The sequence below is a fragment of the Streptomyces sp. NBC_01460 genome (assembly GCF_036227405.1).
Lineage (GTDB): Bacteria > Actinomycetota > Actinomycetes > Streptomycetales > Streptomycetaceae > Streptomyces.
Window position 1 is genome coordinate 8,015,219 of the sequence record NZ_CP109473.1, and the last position, 15,724, is coordinate 8,030,942.

Below are 15,724 nucleotides of genomic sequence, written 5' to 3' on the forward strand. Positions count from 1 at the left end.
AGCTCTCTCACACGTGTTCCTCTGTGAGAGTTCTGCACGCGCGGCTCGGAGAGGTCATCTACGGTGCGCCCGCCGATCGCGCCCTCGATCGCGCCCGCCGATCGCGGCGGACGCGATCGGCGGGCGCGATCTCCTGGACGACATCCTGGCCCGATGTCCATCGCGTCCCGACCGGCATCGTTCCGCTCACCCCTGACCGCGTCGACGGGCTGGTCGACCGATTGCTGTGACCTCGATCGCATGGCGCCCTCGGAGTGAGATGCGGACCGCAGGCTCCGCGCCCCGGTTCATGCTGTCGAGGGGACCGGGGCGCGGTGAACGGGACCAGCAGCCATGATCCACAAGCCCTGACCATGGGTAGAGGGTGAGCCTGCCCTCATGCGGGCGGGGTTGCCGGCATCACGCCCAGGGGCTCCCTGTGGTCACACGAGGACCACGATCTTCCCCCGCACGTGCCCGCCTTCGGAGTGGGCGTGCGCCTGTGCGATGTCTTCCAGCCGGTAGGTCCGATCGATGCGCGGCACGTAGCGACCCTGCTCGCCGAGGGCGCCCGCTTCGGCCAGGAGCGTGGAATCGTTGACCGCGTTGGCCACCCGGACGCCCAGACGCTGTGCGTTCATGTGGTCGGCGACCGTCACCACGCGGTCCGGGGCACCGGCGATCTCGACGAGATCGGACAGGGAGCCGGAAGCGGCGGCATCGAGAACGAGGTCGACCCCGTTCGGGGCCAGGCGGGTGAGACGTTCCGCCAGGCCCGGACCGTAGGCGACGGGAATGGCACCCAGGGACGTGAGATACGCGTGGTTGCGCTCACTGGCCGTCCCGATCACGGTGGCACCCAGAGCGCGAGCGATCTCGACCGCCGCGCCGCCGACTCCTCCGGCAGCCCCCTCGATCAGCAGGGTGCGACCCTCCAGCTGATCGCCGAGGGCCTTGAGTCCGCCCAGCGCCGTCACGGACGCCAGGCCGGCCCCGGCCGCCTCCTCGTCGCTCCAGGCGGCGGGGGCGGGAGCCCAGGCCGAGACCACCGCCAGCTCGGCCGTCGCGCCCGTCACCCCGCACAGACCGAAGACGCGGTCCCCGATCTCGACCGAAGTGGCCCCTTCTCCGATCATGTCCACCAGACCTACGACGTCGCGTCCCGGGATCGCCGGCAGATCGACCGGGAAGAAGTCGCGCACCGATCCGTTACGCACCTTCCAGTCGACGGGATTGACGCCGGCCGCCGCGACACGGACGCGGATCTCTCCGGGCCCCGGCAACGGGTCCGGGGCGTGCTCGACGACGAGGGTGTCCGTACCGCCGTACTCGTGGTAGCGGGCTGCGCGCATGAGGACCTGCCTTGTGTATGCGGTCGGCTTGGTATGCCCTGACGTCGACTACGCTAAAACCTGACGTCGACGTGAGGTGCAAGTCGAGGCGTCCGCCAGGAGGGAGGAGGACGCGTGCGGATCGGTGAGGTGGCTCGCCAGGCCGGGGTGAGCGTGAGAGCACTGCGCTACTACGAGGAGCAGGACCTGCTGCAGGCCGAACGCAGCTCCGGCGGGCAGCGTCGGTATCCGGACTCGGCTGTCGACCGGGTACAGCTGATCCAGCAGTTGTTCGCCGCCGGGCTGCCGAGCAGATCCGTGCGGGAGGTGCTGCGCAGCGTGTACGCCGGCACCGTGGAGCCGGGGCTTCTCGATCAGTTGGAGAGCGAACGCGCACGGATCAGTGAGCGGATCACTGAGCTCCTTGCCGCACGTGACCGGCTCGACGGAGTGATCGCCACCACACGCAACCCTCCGCCCGAGTGCGCCCACGGGCGGGCGCCGGTGCGACCGGCTCGCAGCGCCGCACGCGGTTGACCGGTGTTGCCGTCCTGCCCGGGCGTGCGGTCGACGTCCCCCTCGCGCGCGATCACGTGCCCCCTTCTCGTCACCGGGGACAGGGACCAGTCCCGCAGCGCAGGCACCTGCACGCCCGAAGACGATGCCGGCCGACGAGCGGCCGTACGGGTCAGCTGCCCCGGAGACCGACCGCCAGAGTCAGTTCAAGGACCCGGTGCGGCGATGCGAGATCCGGAAACAGCTCCCGCAGCTGCGACATCCGGTACCGGACCGTCTGCGGATGGACGAACAGCGCAGCCGCCACCTCCTCCCGCCTGCCCTGGTGCAACAGCCATGCCCGCAACGTCTCCTCCAGCCGCCGCGCGGTCGCGACAGGCAAGGTCCGCAACGGTGCGAGGGCTCGGGTACGCAGGTCCGTGAACGCCTCCATGTCGGCGCTCAGCACCAGCTCGGGCAGGTGGTCCTCGGTGTCGCGAATATCGGGGGAGAGGGAGCGCGCGCGTACGGCTCGTGTGTACGAGGCGGACGCACGCGTCCACGTCCGGGCCGGGCCGGCCACGGCGGTGCGGTCGGTCAGCTGTCGCAAGAGGTGTGATCGGTCGGCATCGGGGACGAGCAGCACACCGGTGGAGTCCGGCAGATCGTCGAGGACGAGGGTGCTCGGGTCGAGCTCGCGGTAGGCGGGCCGGGCCTGGGCGGCGGGCAGCAGGACCGCGGTCAACGAAACCGGAGGCTGCCACCCGGCCCGTTGAACAGAGGCCAGCAGCACGTCCGGGCTCGCGCCGGCGAGCAGGTCGCGGGCCAGGTGTTCCAGGTGGCGCTCGTGGGCCCTGCCCCGGGCGGCCAGTTCGTCGGCGTGGCCCGCGGCGCTCGCGGCGGAGAGCTCGTCGATATAGGCGAAGGTCAGCTCGGCGAACTTGGCGACCTCGGCGGCGGGCAGACCTGCGGGTACGGCACCCGCTGCCAGGCATCGCCAGGCCACGCGGGCGCCGACGCGGTAGGCGCTGAGCAGGGCGTCCATCGAACGGCCGTCGCGCACCTCGCCGCGGCCCAGCTCGTAGGCCGCGTCGCCGCCGTCGCCGCCCGTGGCGTTCCCGCTCGCGAGGTCGAGGTAGTGCCCCAGGGCGGTGCGGACGGCTCGGCGGATGGTGGCGCCCATGTGGCCCGACAGGGCGTTCGCGTAGGGAGGCACCTCGTCGATGATCGCCTGGACGACCTCGTCGGCGGTGGTCTTCAGCGCGGCCCGAAGAGCGGTGACCGTCGTCTCGTCCAGGGCCAGCTCGCTGGCCCTCCGGATTGCATGGCTCACGTTTTTATTCCCTGCGAACAAATCAGCCGATCAGATTTACGTCCTGTGGTTAGGACTTTACGCCCAGGGACACAGCAAGCTGGAGTCATGACGAGTACAGCCCTCCGCGGCAGGGCGTGGAAACTGCTGGAGATGGTCACGACGCCGCTGCTGCCGTCGGACTACCTCGACCTGGTCAGCCCGCTGCGTACGGGTGCTGACCTACGGGGGCGCATCGAGGCCGTGCACCCCGAGACGGGTGACGCCGCGACTGTCGTGATCAGGCCGGGGCGGGGCTGGCGCGGCCACACAGCCGGTCAGTACGTGCGGATCGGGGTCGACGTCGACGGGGTGCGCCTGTGGCGTGCCTACTCCATCACCTCGCCGACAAACCGCCAGGACGGCCGCATCACGATCACCGTGAAGGCGGTCCCGGACGGCAAGGTCAGCAACCACCTGGTCCGCAGGGCGAAACCGGGCACGCTGATCCAGCTCGACCAGCCGACCGGTGATTTCGTGCTGCCGCAGGCCAAGCCCGCCAAGGTGCTCTACCTGACGGCCGGCAGCGGCATCACGCCCGTGATGGGCATGCTGCGCGACATCGAGTTCGACGACGTCGTCATGGTCCACTGTGCGCCACAGCCGCAGGACGTGATCTTCCGCCAAGAACTGCACGGTCTGGTCGCGGACAAGAAGCTGCGGCTCACCGAGGTGCACACCGACACGGACGGCCAGCTCGACATCTCCCGTCTCGGCGAACTCGTGCCCGACTGGGCCGAGCGCGAGACCTGGGCCTGCGGGCCCGCGGGCCTGCTCGACGCCGCCGAGGAGCACTGGACCGAGCACGGCTTCCGAGAGCACCTGCACACCGAACGCTTCCGTCCCGGCATCGTCGTCGTCGGGGCCGGCGGCGAGGTCACGTTCAGCGCCACCGGCACGACCGTCGACGCGGACGGCGCCACGCCGTTGCTGGACGTCGGCGAGGAGGCCGGCGTACTCATGCCCTCCGGGTGCCGCATGGGCATCTGCTTCGGCTGCGTCACTCCGCTCAAGGCGGGCGCCGTCCGCGACCTGCGCACCGGCGAGATCACCGAGGCCGAGCCGGGCGTCCTCATCCAGACCTGTGTGTCCGCCGCGGCGGGCCCCTGCGACATCGAACGGTAGGAGCACCTTGACCGCCATCGACCCCACCGCCCACCTGACCGCGGAACAGATCGAGGAGTTGGGCCGCGAGCTGGACGCGATCCGCGACGAGGTGATCGCCGACCGCGGCGAGAAGGACGCCGCCTACATCCGTAAGGTCATCTCGGCGCAGCGCAAGCTCGAGCTGGCCAGCAGGGGCGTACTGCTGTTCTCGTTCTTTCCGCCCGCGTGGCTGCTCGGCACCGCCGGGCTGTCCGTGGCGAAGATCATGGACAACATGGAGATCGGGCACAACGTCCTGCACGGCCAGTGGGACTGGATGCGGGACCCGAAGATCCACTCCACCACCTGGGAGTGGGATCACGTCTCGCCGTCCGAGCAGTGGAAGCACTCGCACAACGAGCTGCACCACACCTACACCAACGTGATCGGCAAGGACAACGACCTCGGCTACGGCATCATGCGCGTCGACGAGGACCAGAAGTGGCACCCCTTCCACCTCGGCCAGCCGCTGTGGAACTTCCTCAACGCCTGCTTCTTCGAGTACGGCATCGCGGCGTACGACCTGGAACTCGGCAAGAACCTCCACAAGCGCCGCCGTAAGAACCCGGAGTTCCGCGCGCGGGCCAAGGCCGTGGGCCGCAAGATCCGCAAGCAGGTGCTCAAGGACTACGTGATCCACCCGCTGCTGTCGGGCCCGTCGTTCCTCACCACACTCGCCGCCACGTTCACCGCGAACCTGGTACGTAACCTCTGGACCCACTCGGTGATCATGTGCGGGCACTTCCCCGAGGGCGTACAGGTCTTCGAGCGCCGGTCGATCAGGGGCGAGACCCGCGGCCAGTGGTACCTGCGCCAGATGATGGGCTCGGCGAACATCAGCGGCAGCAAGGCCATGCACTTCATGACCGGCAACCTGTCGCACCAGATCGAGCACCACCTGTTCCCGGACCTGCCGAGCAACCGGTACGCCGAGGTCGCGGTGAAGGTGCGCGCGCTGTTCGAGAAGTACGAGCTGGAGTACGTCACCGGCCCGCTGCCCAAGCAGGTGTTCTCCGCGTGGCACAAGGTCTTCCGGCTCTCGCTGCCGAACAAGAAGCCCAAGGTCAGGACGCCGGACCGCGAGCAGGAGCTTGTCGCGGCCTGATTCCCGGTACGTCACTCCGCGACGACGGCCGAACCGATGACAGGCCCGCCACTCCGACAGTGTCACGGGCGGCGCCGCGCCCGGAACTCCCGCGGTCGGCAGCCGAATCCGCTCGGCGACGCGATCGCGCTGCTGCCGGTGGGGGAGAGCCGGGACGGGCGCGAACGCGACTGTGTCCACCCGTGGGTCGATGAAGCGCAGGCCCGGCGATCTGCCCTCGGGTGATCCCTGTGAGCAGACGCTTCGGTGACAGCCGTGCCGCCAGGCACCCGGCGCGGGACGACGGGTGCCTGGCGGCACGGCGTGTTTCCGGGGCAGGCGGCTGTCGCGAGATGACCAAGTGACTGCTGCCGTCCGATCGGAAACGGCCGATGCTAGCTCCGGCCGTGCACGGCGCGCGAGAGCGCGCTCACGCTGATGCCGATGACCGTGCGGAGCTGCTCCTGGCTCACCCTGGTCCTGCTCATCACGGCCAGTGACTGGTTGACCGCCGTGAGGTGAACCGCGAAGTCTTCGACATCGCGTTCGGCCAACCGCGCCGCGTGCAAGGCGGTCCGCAGCCGCGCATGCTGAAAGCCCAGAGCTTCGATCGCGCGTGTGGCGATGGTGGGGCTGAGTGCCGGTGCCGCCATCGCGGTCTGCGCGATCAGACATCCATCCGGTACGTCAGGGTCGGCGATGCGCTGCAGGGTGACCTCGAAGAACGCCCGTACCGCCTGGAGCGGTTCCTCGGACGCGTGTGAGAGCGCCTGGTCGTACCTGGTCCCGTACCGCGCGGCGTAGCGGTCCAGGCAGCGCAGGTAGAGCGAGTCCTTGTCGCCGAACGAGGAGTAGAGGGAACTCCGGTTCAGCCCGGTCGTCCTGGAGAGGTCGTCGAGAGACGTGTCGGCGTATCCGGCCCGCCAGAACTGGACCATCGCCGCGTCGAGCGCGATGTCCACGTCGAACTGCTTCTTTCCGGCCATCACGCACGCTCCTCGTTCTCGGACCAGTCGGTGTGGCCCTGCCCAGCCTATCTTGAACTGACCAGTTCAAGATGGCGTAGGGTCGAGACATGACCGACGACACCATGGCCCCGAACCGCTCCGGCGACCAGAACCCGATCCCCGGGTTGCCGCTGTACGACCTTGCGGGGTTCACCCACCGCTGGGTCGACGCGGAAGGAATCCGCCTTCACGCCGTGGAAGGCGGCCGGCCGGCCGGACCCACCGTCGTCCTGCTCGCCGGATTCCCGCAGACCTGGTGGGCATGGCGAAAGGTGATGCCAGGCCTTGCCGAGCGATTCCACGTGATCGCGATCGACCTGCCGGGGCAGGGCCACTCCGACCGCCCTCAGGGGAGTTACGACACGCACACCGTCGCTTCGCGTGTCCAGGCCGCGCTGGCCGCGCTCGACGTGCCGACGTACTGGCTCGTCGCCCACGACATCGGGGCCTGGGTCGCCTTCTCGCTGGCCCTGAAGTACGAAGAGCACCTGCACGGTGTCGCTCTGCTTGACGCCGGCATTCCCGGAATCACCCTCCCGGACTCCATCCCGACGGATCCCGACCGGGCCTGGAAGACCTGGCACTTCGCCTTCCACCTGGTGCCCGAACTGCCCGAGACCCTGCTCACCGGCCGGGAGCGTGACTACGTCGGCTGGTTCCTGAAGGTCAAAGCTCTGGCCCCGAACACCTTCGACAGCGCCGAGATCGACCACTACGCCGCCGCCATCGCGGCCGAGGGAGGTCTTTCAGCGTGTCTCGCCTACTACCGCGACGCCGCGGAATCAGCGCGTAGCAATCATGACGCTCTCGAACGGGGGCACTTGACCGTCCCGATCCTGGGGATCTCCAGCTCCCACGGCTCGATCCCCGACATGGCCGCCTCCCTCGGCCCATGGGCGGAGAACGCGACCGGCGTCTTCATCCCACAGGCCGGACACTTCATTCCCGACGAACAGCCTGGCGCCACTGTGGACGTGTTGACCGCGTTCATCGATCACGAGCGTGTCGAGTAGTTCGCGACGCGCTGGTCGGCCCGGTGACGTCGGCTTATGTCATTCCCTGCGTCGAGGGGCGCACCGAGGGCCTCTCCGTCACCCACCAGGCCGGCACCTGGGGATCGATCCTGCCTGCTGCGTGGAGCTTCATGCCGGCCGCCCGGGAGCGCGGCCTCGGCACCGTGTGGACGACCGGGAACCTCCCGCTGGAAAGGGAGTTCGCCGAGGAGCTGGGTATTCCTTACGCGGAGGTCATGCAGGCTGCCTTCATCCCCGTCGCGTACACCCTCGGCACCGAGTTCCGTCCGGCCCGACGGATCGCGCGCGAGCAGGTCCTGCACTGGGACCGCTGGTGATCACTGCCGAACTCACGGGAACAGCGCCTGGCTGAGCGGGACGATGTCCTTGACGCCGCGGACCCCTCGAGCTCTCAGGACGTGATGCCTGGTGGATCTGTGCCGAGGCTGATGTGGGCGGTGACCCACTTCCCGGGTGGCGCGGAGCGGATGTCCACGGTCCGGGCGAGCGCCGTGATGATTTCCAGGCCGTGCTGCCCGATGCGCTCCGGATCCGCGCTCCGGGCCTCGGGTCGCACAGGAGCACTGTCCCAGACGTGGAGGCGCAGGGTCGGACCGACGATCTGGAGTTTCAGGAGAGCTGGGCCAGGGGCGTACTTGCGTGCGTTGGTCACCAGTTCACTGACGATCAGCTGGGTGATCTCCAGAGCCTCGGTGGTGACATCGACCTTGTGCTGGTCCCTCGACGTCTTCAGGAAGCCGGCTGCGAAGTGGCGGGCCTGAGAGATGCCGGCCCCGTCCTCCTTCAGCACGAGGGAGGCTGTCAGCGGAGGCGGGAAGCCGTCATCAACCGGATCCGCAAGGATTTCATCCATCTTCAACGCTTTCTTCCATAGCATCCCGCCTGCCCGTTGACTCGCCGGCTATACGCTCCGGCACCCGCGCCCGCACCATAGCCCGTGGCGCTGACAACCCTCTGGTACGGGCATGCAGAGCTGCGCAACCGTCGGCCTCGCACCCCCGTGCGGCACGCGCCCGCCCACAGGGCACGGACCCATCCTCCGTACGAACGCTTCGCTCACGCCTGGCGTGGCCGTGCACCACGCCCAGGGCTCCGCAACCGAGGCGACGGCAGAGGGAAGACGTCATCCAGGTCGGGACCATCGGCGCATCAAAGCCATCGACCGCTTCGAGCTCCCCGCGAGGCCGAGTTCGCGACCCTCGTCATCCCCTGCATGGTGGTGAGATCAAGCGCTTCTTCCACGACACCACCTGGGCTGCTGTCCGTGTCCCACGGCGGCTGCGGGAAGCGCTCAGCATCTGCGGTGCCACCACGACAACTCCGGATCTGCCACGGGCTCGTGATGCGTTCGCCCGAGCAGCACCTCATCGAGGCTCTCGACCCGTACCCGGAGCTCGGTGGCGGCGCTCGCCGTGAGCAGGAGCAGAGCTTCTTCCGGCTTGTCCCGAGCCCGGCTTCACCACAGCACGGACAGGCGAACTCGGCCTCCTCACGCCCCCAACGGCGCTTGCTGCCGTGGACACGGACAGACCGGACGCTCAGCGCCACCGACACGATGCCCGGGGTCAAACGTTCCCGTTCGAGGGCGCGGACGGCCGCATTCGCGGCTCCCGACAGTCTCGGGACATCGCGACAGTGCACCCACGGTCGCCCCCAGCCGCGTGGACGCGGCCGAAGTGAAGCCGGTGTTCTACGCGGCACGGGTCCTTCGGACATCAGTCACGAGAAGCATCGTCCCGCGATCCAATATCGACCGGGCACAACCTATTCGCGGCTCAGGGCTTCCCGGGCGGCATCGACATCCGGGTGCACCCGCAGTACCTGGTCGGCCCCGGTTACCTCGAGCAACCGGCGCACAGGGGCAGAGGCTGCGGCGATCCGCAGAGGAGCGGCCTGGTTGGTGCGCAGAAGCAGGTTCAAGAAGGAGGAGTCGGCGAACGTCACCCCGCTCGCCTCGAGCACAATGGCGTCGTGGTCGGCGGCAGCCCGTTCGAGACGTTCCTGCAAGGGGCGTGCGGACTCGACGTCCAGTTCGCCCTCGGCGACGACAAGGGCAATAGCGAGCGGCAAGTCTTCTCCAGACATCGACGTACGTTGCAGCTCCCCCGGTTGAGGCATACACAACCCTGAACAGATACCGAACGCAAGTGCGACACACGGCTTCCTGTTGCCACCGGACCAGCGGACAGTCCCCAGGGCCATGCCCTGGGCGGAGGCGGGTGCAGCCGAGCTCATCGACCGCCGCCAGATCGCGGTCCCGGGGTGGCTTCTTCGACCCGTGGTGGTGCCGCACTGTGCGGGTGACGGTGCCGGGCTCACCCCTCGGCTCTTTCCGGGGCCAGGGCGATGAGTACTTGGCGGATCGAGATGAGGAGGCCACCACTGACCGCCGTGGCCGCCCGGTCCCTCTGGTCGTGCACCTTCCCCAACAGCTGCTCGTAGCGTTTCCAGGACGCCACCGCCCGCTCTTGCTGCTCGTCGCCGCCTTCGTCGTGCCGCGCGATCAGCTCGGCCTGGTCCGCGCAGAGGCAGGCAAGATCATGGGCCAGGGCCGCGTAGTCGTGTGTGAAGGTTTCGGTGGGCGGCGACAGTGTGTGCGACCTGGCTGCGATGCCGGACAGAGTGTGGGTGAGAGCGGTGAGGTGGTGAACGACGTCCTCCCACTGTCGGTCCAGCCAGGGTGGCGGATGGGGAGTGCGGTGACCGCGGCGCATGCGCCGCCCCGGGTTGAGGCGCGTGCTCTCAGCGGCCAGGTGCCGCGCGCGGCCGACGGCCTGGACGCTGCGGTGAAGTCTGCGTGCTGCGCCCTCCCACGCGTCGGCCTGGTCCGGATCCCACGGGTGCTTGAGGCCGTCGCTGATCCCTTGCAGGAGGTCGCCGCATTCCACAGCCAGGGCGTGGAGACCGGCCCGTACGCCGGCGAGGCGCACGGGCGGCAGGACGCATGCGTTGACGGACAGGCCGATCAGCGCTCCGATCAGCGTCTCCAGGAGACGGTGGCCGACCTGCCACGGCTGGTAGGCGCCGTAGGCGATCACGAACAGAGCCGTGGTTGCTCCGTAGACGCCGTGCGCCCCGAGTCTTCGGTAGCCCGCTATGAGCATCAGGGGAGGCAGCGAGACGGCCATGGCCGGCAGGGTGCTGCCATGGGTGAGGTACATGGCCACCGAGGCCCACACCGTGCCGATCGAGATGACGCCCAGTTGCTGCGCACCGGCCCGCAACGACCTGTAGACCGTCGAATCGACGAGGACCAGCGCAGTCCAGGGAGCCATCAGGGCCATGGGGCTCTCGATCCAGAATGCGGCCAGAGCCCAGGCGAGCATCGCCGCCCCCGCCGCCTTGAGCGCCTGGACCGCGGTGGCTCGCTCCGGTCCGGGGTAGCGCACGGCCCGGCTCGCACTTCTTCGCACGGCTGTGACTTCGTACGCCGACCGTCGCCGGACGGCTCTCGTCATGTGCACCGTGGGCACCCCTCCGTACGTCAGCCGCTGGCGCTTTCGCCTCTCAGCCGACCGGGTTACCCGGCAAACGATCTTCATGCTTCCGGCACAAAGGCGTCACGGGGTGATGCTGGTCCGCTACTCCGACCCGATCCTCTTGACGGCACGATCACGTCGCGAGGGAAGAGACGCCCTGACGCACGAGACCCGCCCCGCGAGCAGTCGCGGGGCGGGTCCCAGGAGGATGAAGGGATCAGGCGGGGGTGATGTTCTCCGCCTGGGGGCCCTTCTGGCCCTGGGTGACGTCGAAGTTCACCTTCTGGCCTTCCTGGAGCTCACGGAAGCCGGAGCTGGCGATGTTGGAGTAGTGGGCGAAGACATCGGGGCCGCCGCCGTCCTGCTCGATGAAGCCGAAGCCCTTTTCGGAGTTGAACCACTTCACGGTTCCGCTGGCCATGTTGCCCTCCAAGGCGTTGAGAATCGGTTCCCGCACCCTGCGGGAACCGGAGGTGATCGCCCTGGTCCTTCGAGACTCGCTTGAACAGCACAATCGCCCGCTGACATTCTCGCGGGCGATCTCCTAGGAACCACGACAGCTGGACCTGACGGTACACCGATCTGCCAACTCCCGCCTATGACTGCAGCTGGATGAAGCGTCATTTTCTGAACCGGATCGACCCGACCGCAGGCCAGGGCTCCTCAACCAGACGGTCGTGAGGACGCCTGGCTGCCGTGCCGAGCCCTGCTGCCGGCATGCTGGGCCGCCACGAGCCTCAGGCCGGGGAGCGCCGTACAGCGAAGCTCTTGAAGCGGTGAGTGGGGTGGCCGTGAGGTGGCCTGTCCTTCGCTGCCGAGTGCGCTGGTCGCCTTGCGGCGTTTCACCTTCCGGCGTGTCACCGGCGAGGTGGCGGTCGTCTTCGCCGAGGTGTCGGGACACGGAGCCGATCGCACGTACCGGGCGTGAAGCAGTGCGGCACGCGCGATCCGGCTGCTTCACGGGAGAGAGAGGAAGAACCGTAGCGTGCCACAGTGCCGGCCGGGCCGCGTCGTTCGGCTCACCCGGGTCCAAGGGGCGGCGGTTGGTCACGACGTTCGTCGCAGGGCTCTGCCTGGACCGCTGAACACCCGTTGAGGTGCTGCGCCACGCCCTCGGACTGCGCGCCGCTCCGATGCCGTGGCAGCCGTTGCGTTCCGGACGCGTCTCATCACCGGGGGTGAGTCAGGGTCGGTGAGGGTCGCAGGCTGGGCGTCGTATACCGGTTTCGCCGGTCAGACAGGTCAACTTGCTTGACCGGCACCGCCGTTTACCTGTCGCCCACGATCGTGAAACAGCACCGATATACACCCCGCCTAGCCTCCATCACCGGCTTACGAGATGAGGGGTGCGGCAGATGGGGATGAACCGGCGGCCGTTTCTGGGACTCGCGGCGGCAGCAGGGGCAGGGGCAATGGTCTCTTCCGGAGGGCAGCCGGTCTTCGCGGCGACCGGAGCCGGCAGGGAGCCGACACCGGACCGCCGCATCTCCGGCGAGCCCGATCCCACGGTGTGGAGAGAGTTCGGCGACCCATTGGTGCCGGCGACGGGACGCGGTCCGCTGGACGGAATTACCGTGGCCGTCAAGGACCTGTTCGCTGTCGAGGGGCACCGGGTGGGCGCGGGCAATCCTGCCTGGCTGGCCGGGAGTCGCCCGGAGAGCACCACCGCTTCGGCGGTCGCGGCGTTGCTCGCGGCGGGCGCCGCCGTTGCCGGCATGGCCCGCACCGATGAGTTCGCGTACAGCCTGGCGGGCACGAACGGCCACTATGGCACCCCGCCCAACCCCGCTGCTCCGGAACGCATCTCGGGCGGCTCGACCTCCGGTCCCGCCAGTGCCGTCGCACTGGGCCAGGCCGATATCGGTCTCGGCACCGACACCGGAGGCTCGATCCGCATCCCGTCCTCCTACCAGGGCCTTTACGGAATCCGCCCGAGCCACGGCGCGGTGTCCACCGAGGGGCTGCTGCCGCTCGCACCGTCCTTCGACACGGTCGGCTGGATCACCCGTGACGCCAGGGCACTGCGCGCCGCGGGGCGGGTTCTGCTGCCCGGCGGCGGCCCGGCTCCGTCGGGTGCCGTACTCGCGCAGGAGATCATCGGCGTGGCCTCGCCGGAGGTCGGCGCCGCGGTGCGCCGGGCGGTGGCCGGCTGGCGCGCCGCCGGACTGCCGCGCGTCCAGGGCGTACGGTTCGACGCCGGCGTGCTGCCCGGATGGGTGCGCGCCTTCCAGACCAAGCAGGGCGTGGAGGCCTGGCACCGGTGGGGGCCGTGGGTCTCGCGGCACTGGGAGTCCCTCAACCCGGATGTCCGGTCCCGGTTCGAGACCGCGTCCCAGTACACCCCGGACGATCTCGCCGCGGCCGAGCGGGTTCTGCGCGAGGCGCGAGCCCGCGTCGACGACCTGCTCGGCGACCGGGTACTCATCCTGCCGTCCGCGTCCTCGGTGGCCCCCACCCGTGAGGAGGCCGCACTCGGGGGCCCTGTCATCGAGCAGGCCAGGGCTCAGACCTTCCAGCTCACCTGTCTCGCCGGCCTCACGGGCCGCTGCGCGGTCAGCATCCCCGTACGCAGCCGCACCGCACCCGTGGGCCTGTGTCTGGTGGGCCCGCGCGGAAGCGACCGCCACCTGCTCGATCTCGCGGTCCGCGTGGAGTCAGCCGGGGTGTGAGCGGGTATGCCCGCCGGCGCCGGGTATCGCAGGTCCGGGCGCGGTCAGGCCGTGTGTCGTCAGTGGGTCTTGAGCGGTGGACGATCGCCGCGCATGCGCCGGGGGGATCTCACGGACGAACAGGGGGCGGCGCTGGAGCCGTTGGTGCCGAAGGGCGTGAAGGCAGGCCGGTCGCCTGTCCGGTCGCGGCGGCCTCTCAGCGCCTCTCAGTTCGGTCCGGAACACCGCCTGGGGGCGGCCCGTGGCCGGCTTCCGAATCCCACATTCTGGACGACGATCAACCGGTCCGTGAGATGCGTGAGATCGTCATGGCGCCCGCATGGGTCGCGCGGCCTTGCCACGAGGGGGACCTGCGCCGCCGTGCGGGACCGTCGGCCGGCTACGTCGACGGCCGCTCCATGCCCTCGTGGGAGTTCCAGAGATGTACGCCCCCACCACCGGGCCCGCCCAGGCGCCGCCGCAGTCCCCGGCCGAGGCCGCGCCCGCCAACTCGCGGTCCCGTGTCCTGATCGCCAGCCTCATCGGCACGACGATCGAGTTCTACGACTTCTACGTCTACGCCACCGCCGCGGTCCTGGTCTTCCCGAAACTCTTCTTCCCGAGCAGCGACGCGACCACGGCCCTGCTCTCCTCCTTCGCGGTCTTCGGCGCGGCGATGGTCGCCCGCCCGATCGGCGCGATCGTCTTCGGCCACCTCGGCGACCGCCTCGGCCGCAAGGGCACCCTGGTGGCCTCGCTGCTCACGATGGGCATCGCCACCTTCCTGATCGGCGTTCTGCCGACGTACGCGCAAGTCGGCTGGGTCGCCACGGCACTGCTGGTGCTGATGCGGCTCGCCCAGGGCTTCGCGCTCGGCGGCGAGTGGAGCGGTGCGGCCCTGGTCGCCACCGAGAACGCGCCCGCCGGGAAACGCGCGCTGTGGGGCACGTTCCCGCAGCTGGGCGCCCCGCTCGGGTTCATCATCGGCAACGGCCTCTTCCTGCTCATCGGCGCGCTGCTGCCCTCCGCGGCCGGCGCCGACCCGTCGCAGCCCTCCGAGGCCTTCCAGAGCTGGGGCTGGCGTATCCCGTTCCTGTTCTCGGCCGTCATGGTCGCGATCGGTCTGTGGGTACGCATGCGCCTGGTCGAGTCGCAGGTCTTCGCGAAGACGCAGGAGACCGGCAAGGTCCGCAAGCTGCCGCTCGCCACCGTCTTCCGCCACCACTGGAAGCAGCTGGTCCTCGGCAGCTTCGCGATGCTGGCGACGTACGTCCTCTTCTATCTGATGACGACGTTCTCGCTGAGCTACGGCCGCACCGCCGAGGACGCGGACGTCCCGGGCCTCGGCTACAGCTACACCACGTTCGTCCTGATGATGATCTTCGGTGTGCTGTTCTTCGCCGCGTTCACCCTGATCTCCGGCCCGCTCGCGGACAAGTACGGCCGCCGCAAGACCCTCGCCTGGGTCACCGTCGGCATCATCGTCTTCGGCCTGGTCTGGGTGCCGCTGATCAACCTGGGCACGCTCGGCGTGGTCCTGTGGCTGGTCCTCGGCTTCACGCTGATGGGCACGACGTTCGGCCCGATGGGCGCGATGCTCCCGGAGCTCTTCCCGACCAGCGTCCGCTACACCGGTTCAGGCATCGCCTACAACGTCAGTTCCATCCTCGGCGCGGCCGTCGCCCCGTTCGTCGCGGTCGCCCTCTGGGAGGCCGGCGACGGCTCCCCATGGCTGGTCGGCGTCTACCTCTCCGTGATGGCCGTCCTCACACTGACCGCCCTCCTCATCGGCAAGGAGACGAAGGACGTGGCCCTGGACGAGGGCGAGGTCCCGGCCCCCCTCGCCGGGACCGAGGACCCGTCCGCCTGACGCGGACCAGGAGGGTGTGCCTGATCGTCCACGCATTTTCGTGGTGGTTCCCCGAGGTGTCCGGGCCGAGACACCTGTGGGCGAGGAGCGCCCTCTCTTCCCCGGGTGTCTCGGGTGTCCGACGGGGCAGTGGCGGCGACGCGCGGTGCTTGCCGCATGTCGCCGCCTGTCGGACGGCAGCAGTGGGGCCTGTGGCAAGGCTGGAGAGACGATTGCCCAGGAGCATCATCGGCGCGCTGCCGAGGCGAGGCCGGCCATGCCGAAGCGGGCTTGGATCCGCAGGAGCGTGGTGGACACGGC

13 protein-coding genes and 1 pseudogene are annotated in these 15,724 nt (G+C 69.3%); 7 read left to right on the forward strand and 7 right to left on the reverse strand.

Features of this window, described 5'->3' with window-relative positions:
* Positions 1 to 422: 422 nt before the first annotated feature.
* The gene (locus OG488_RS35725) at positions 423 to 1,331 is read right to left on the reverse strand and encodes an NADP-dependent oxidoreductase (RefSeq protein WP_329236925.1); all 909 of its coding nucleotides are present in this window, start codon (positions 1,329 to 1,331) and stop codon (positions 423 to 425) included.
* A gap of 114 nt (positions 1,332 to 1,445) precedes the next feature.
* Between OG488_RS35725 and OG488_RS35730 the strand changes: the two genes are divergently transcribed.
* Complete coding sequence (locus OG488_RS35730) at positions 1,446 to 1,847, forward strand: MerR family transcriptional regulator (RefSeq protein ID WP_329236928.1); 402 nt, start codon at positions 1,446 to 1,448, stop codon at positions 1,845 to 1,847.
* Positions 1,848 to 1,998: 151 nt separating this feature from the next.
* On the opposite strand, the gene OG488_RS35735 is transcribed toward OG488_RS35730, so the two are convergent.
* Complete coding sequence (locus OG488_RS35735; protein WP_329236930.1) at positions 1,999 to 3,138, reverse strand: PucR family transcriptional regulator; 1,140 nt, start codon at positions 3,136 to 3,138, stop codon at positions 1,999 to 2,001.
* An 87-nt stretch (positions 3,139 to 3,225) separates the two neighbouring features.
* On the opposite strand from OG488_RS35735, the gene OG488_RS35740 reads away from it, so the two are divergent.
* Both OG488_RS35740 and OG488_RS35745 read left to right on the forward strand, forming a co-directional pair.
* Positions 3,226 to 4,281 carry a ferredoxin reductase gene (locus OG488_RS35740; RefSeq protein ID WP_329236933.1) on the forward strand — a complete coding sequence of 352 codons (1,056 nt, stop codon included), beginning with the start codon at positions 3,226 to 3,228 and terminating at the stop codon, positions 4,279 to 4,281.
* A gap of 7 nt (positions 4,282 to 4,288) precedes the next feature.
* The gene (locus tag OG488_RS35745; protein ID WP_329236936.1) at positions 4,289 to 5,407 is read left to right on the forward strand and encodes a fatty acid desaturase family protein; all 1,119 of its coding nucleotides are present in this window, start codon (positions 4,289 to 4,291) and stop codon (positions 5,405 to 5,407) included.
* Positions 5,408 to 5,781: 374 nt separating this feature from the next.
* On the opposite strand, the gene OG488_RS35750 is transcribed toward OG488_RS35745, so the two are convergent.
* A complete protein-coding gene (locus tag OG488_RS35750; protein ID WP_329236939.1) occupies positions 5,782 to 6,372 on the reverse strand; it encodes a TetR/AcrR family transcriptional regulator in 591 nt (196 codons plus the stop codon).
* Between the two features lie 89 nt (positions 6,373 to 6,461).
* Here OG488_RS35750 and OG488_RS35755 point away from each other — a divergent pair, with 89 nt between their 5' ends.
* Positions 6,462 to 7,406 (forward strand): alpha/beta fold hydrolase, encoded by a 945-nt coding sequence (locus tag OG488_RS35755; RefSeq protein WP_329236942.1) that lies wholly within the window; start codon positions 6,462 to 6,464, stop codon positions 7,404 to 7,406.
* A gap of 32 nt (positions 7,407 to 7,438) precedes the next feature.
* Positions 7,439 to 7,744 (forward strand): annotated as a pseudogene (locus OG488_RS35760) (nitroreductase family protein); the annotation flags it as partial.
* A gap of 74 nt (positions 7,745 to 7,818) precedes the next feature.
* Here OG488_RS35760 and OG488_RS35765 read toward each other — a convergent pair.
* From OG488_RS35765 to OG488_RS35780, 4 genes are all read right to left on the reverse strand, one after another.
* Positions 7,819 to 8,280 carry an ATP-binding protein gene (locus tag OG488_RS35765; protein WP_329236944.1) on the reverse strand — a complete coding sequence of 154 codons (462 nt, stop codon included), beginning with the start codon at positions 8,278 to 8,280 and terminating at the stop codon, positions 7,819 to 7,821.
* A gap of 911 nt (positions 8,281 to 9,191) precedes the next feature.
* Positions 9,192 to 9,512, reverse strand: a complete 321-nt coding sequence (locus OG488_RS35770) for an STAS domain-containing protein (RefSeq protein WP_329236947.1) — start codon at positions 9,510 to 9,512, stop codon at positions 9,192 to 9,194.
* A gap of 230 nt (positions 9,513 to 9,742) precedes the next feature.
* Positions 9,743 to 10,840 carry an FUSC family protein gene (locus OG488_RS35775; RefSeq protein ID WP_329236950.1) on the reverse strand — a complete coding sequence of 366 codons (1,098 nt, stop codon included), beginning with the start codon at positions 10,838 to 10,840 and terminating at the stop codon, positions 9,743 to 9,745.
* Positions 10,841 to 11,123: 283 nt separating this feature from the next.
* Positions 11,124 to 11,327, reverse strand: coding sequence for a cold-shock protein (locus OG488_RS35780; RefSeq protein WP_010982331.1), 204 nt, complete (start codon positions 11,325 to 11,327; stop codon positions 11,124 to 11,126).
* Positions 11,328 to 12,318: 991 nt separating this feature from the next.
* Here OG488_RS35780 and OG488_RS35785 point away from each other — a divergent pair.
* Together OG488_RS35785 and OG488_RS35790 are read left to right on the forward strand one after the other, a co-directional pair.
* Positions 12,319 to 13,575: an amidase family protein gene (locus tag OG488_RS35785; protein WP_329236961.1), complete on the forward strand. Its 1,257-nt coding sequence runs from the start codon at positions 12,319 to 12,321 to the stop codon at positions 13,573 to 13,575.
* Between the two features lie 421 nt (positions 13,576 to 13,996).
* Positions 13,997 to 15,424 (forward strand): MFS transporter, encoded by a 1,428-nt coding sequence (locus OG488_RS35790; RefSeq protein WP_329236964.1) that lies wholly within the window; start codon positions 13,997 to 13,999, stop codon positions 15,422 to 15,424.
* Positions 15,425 to 15,724 lie beyond the last annotated feature (300 nt).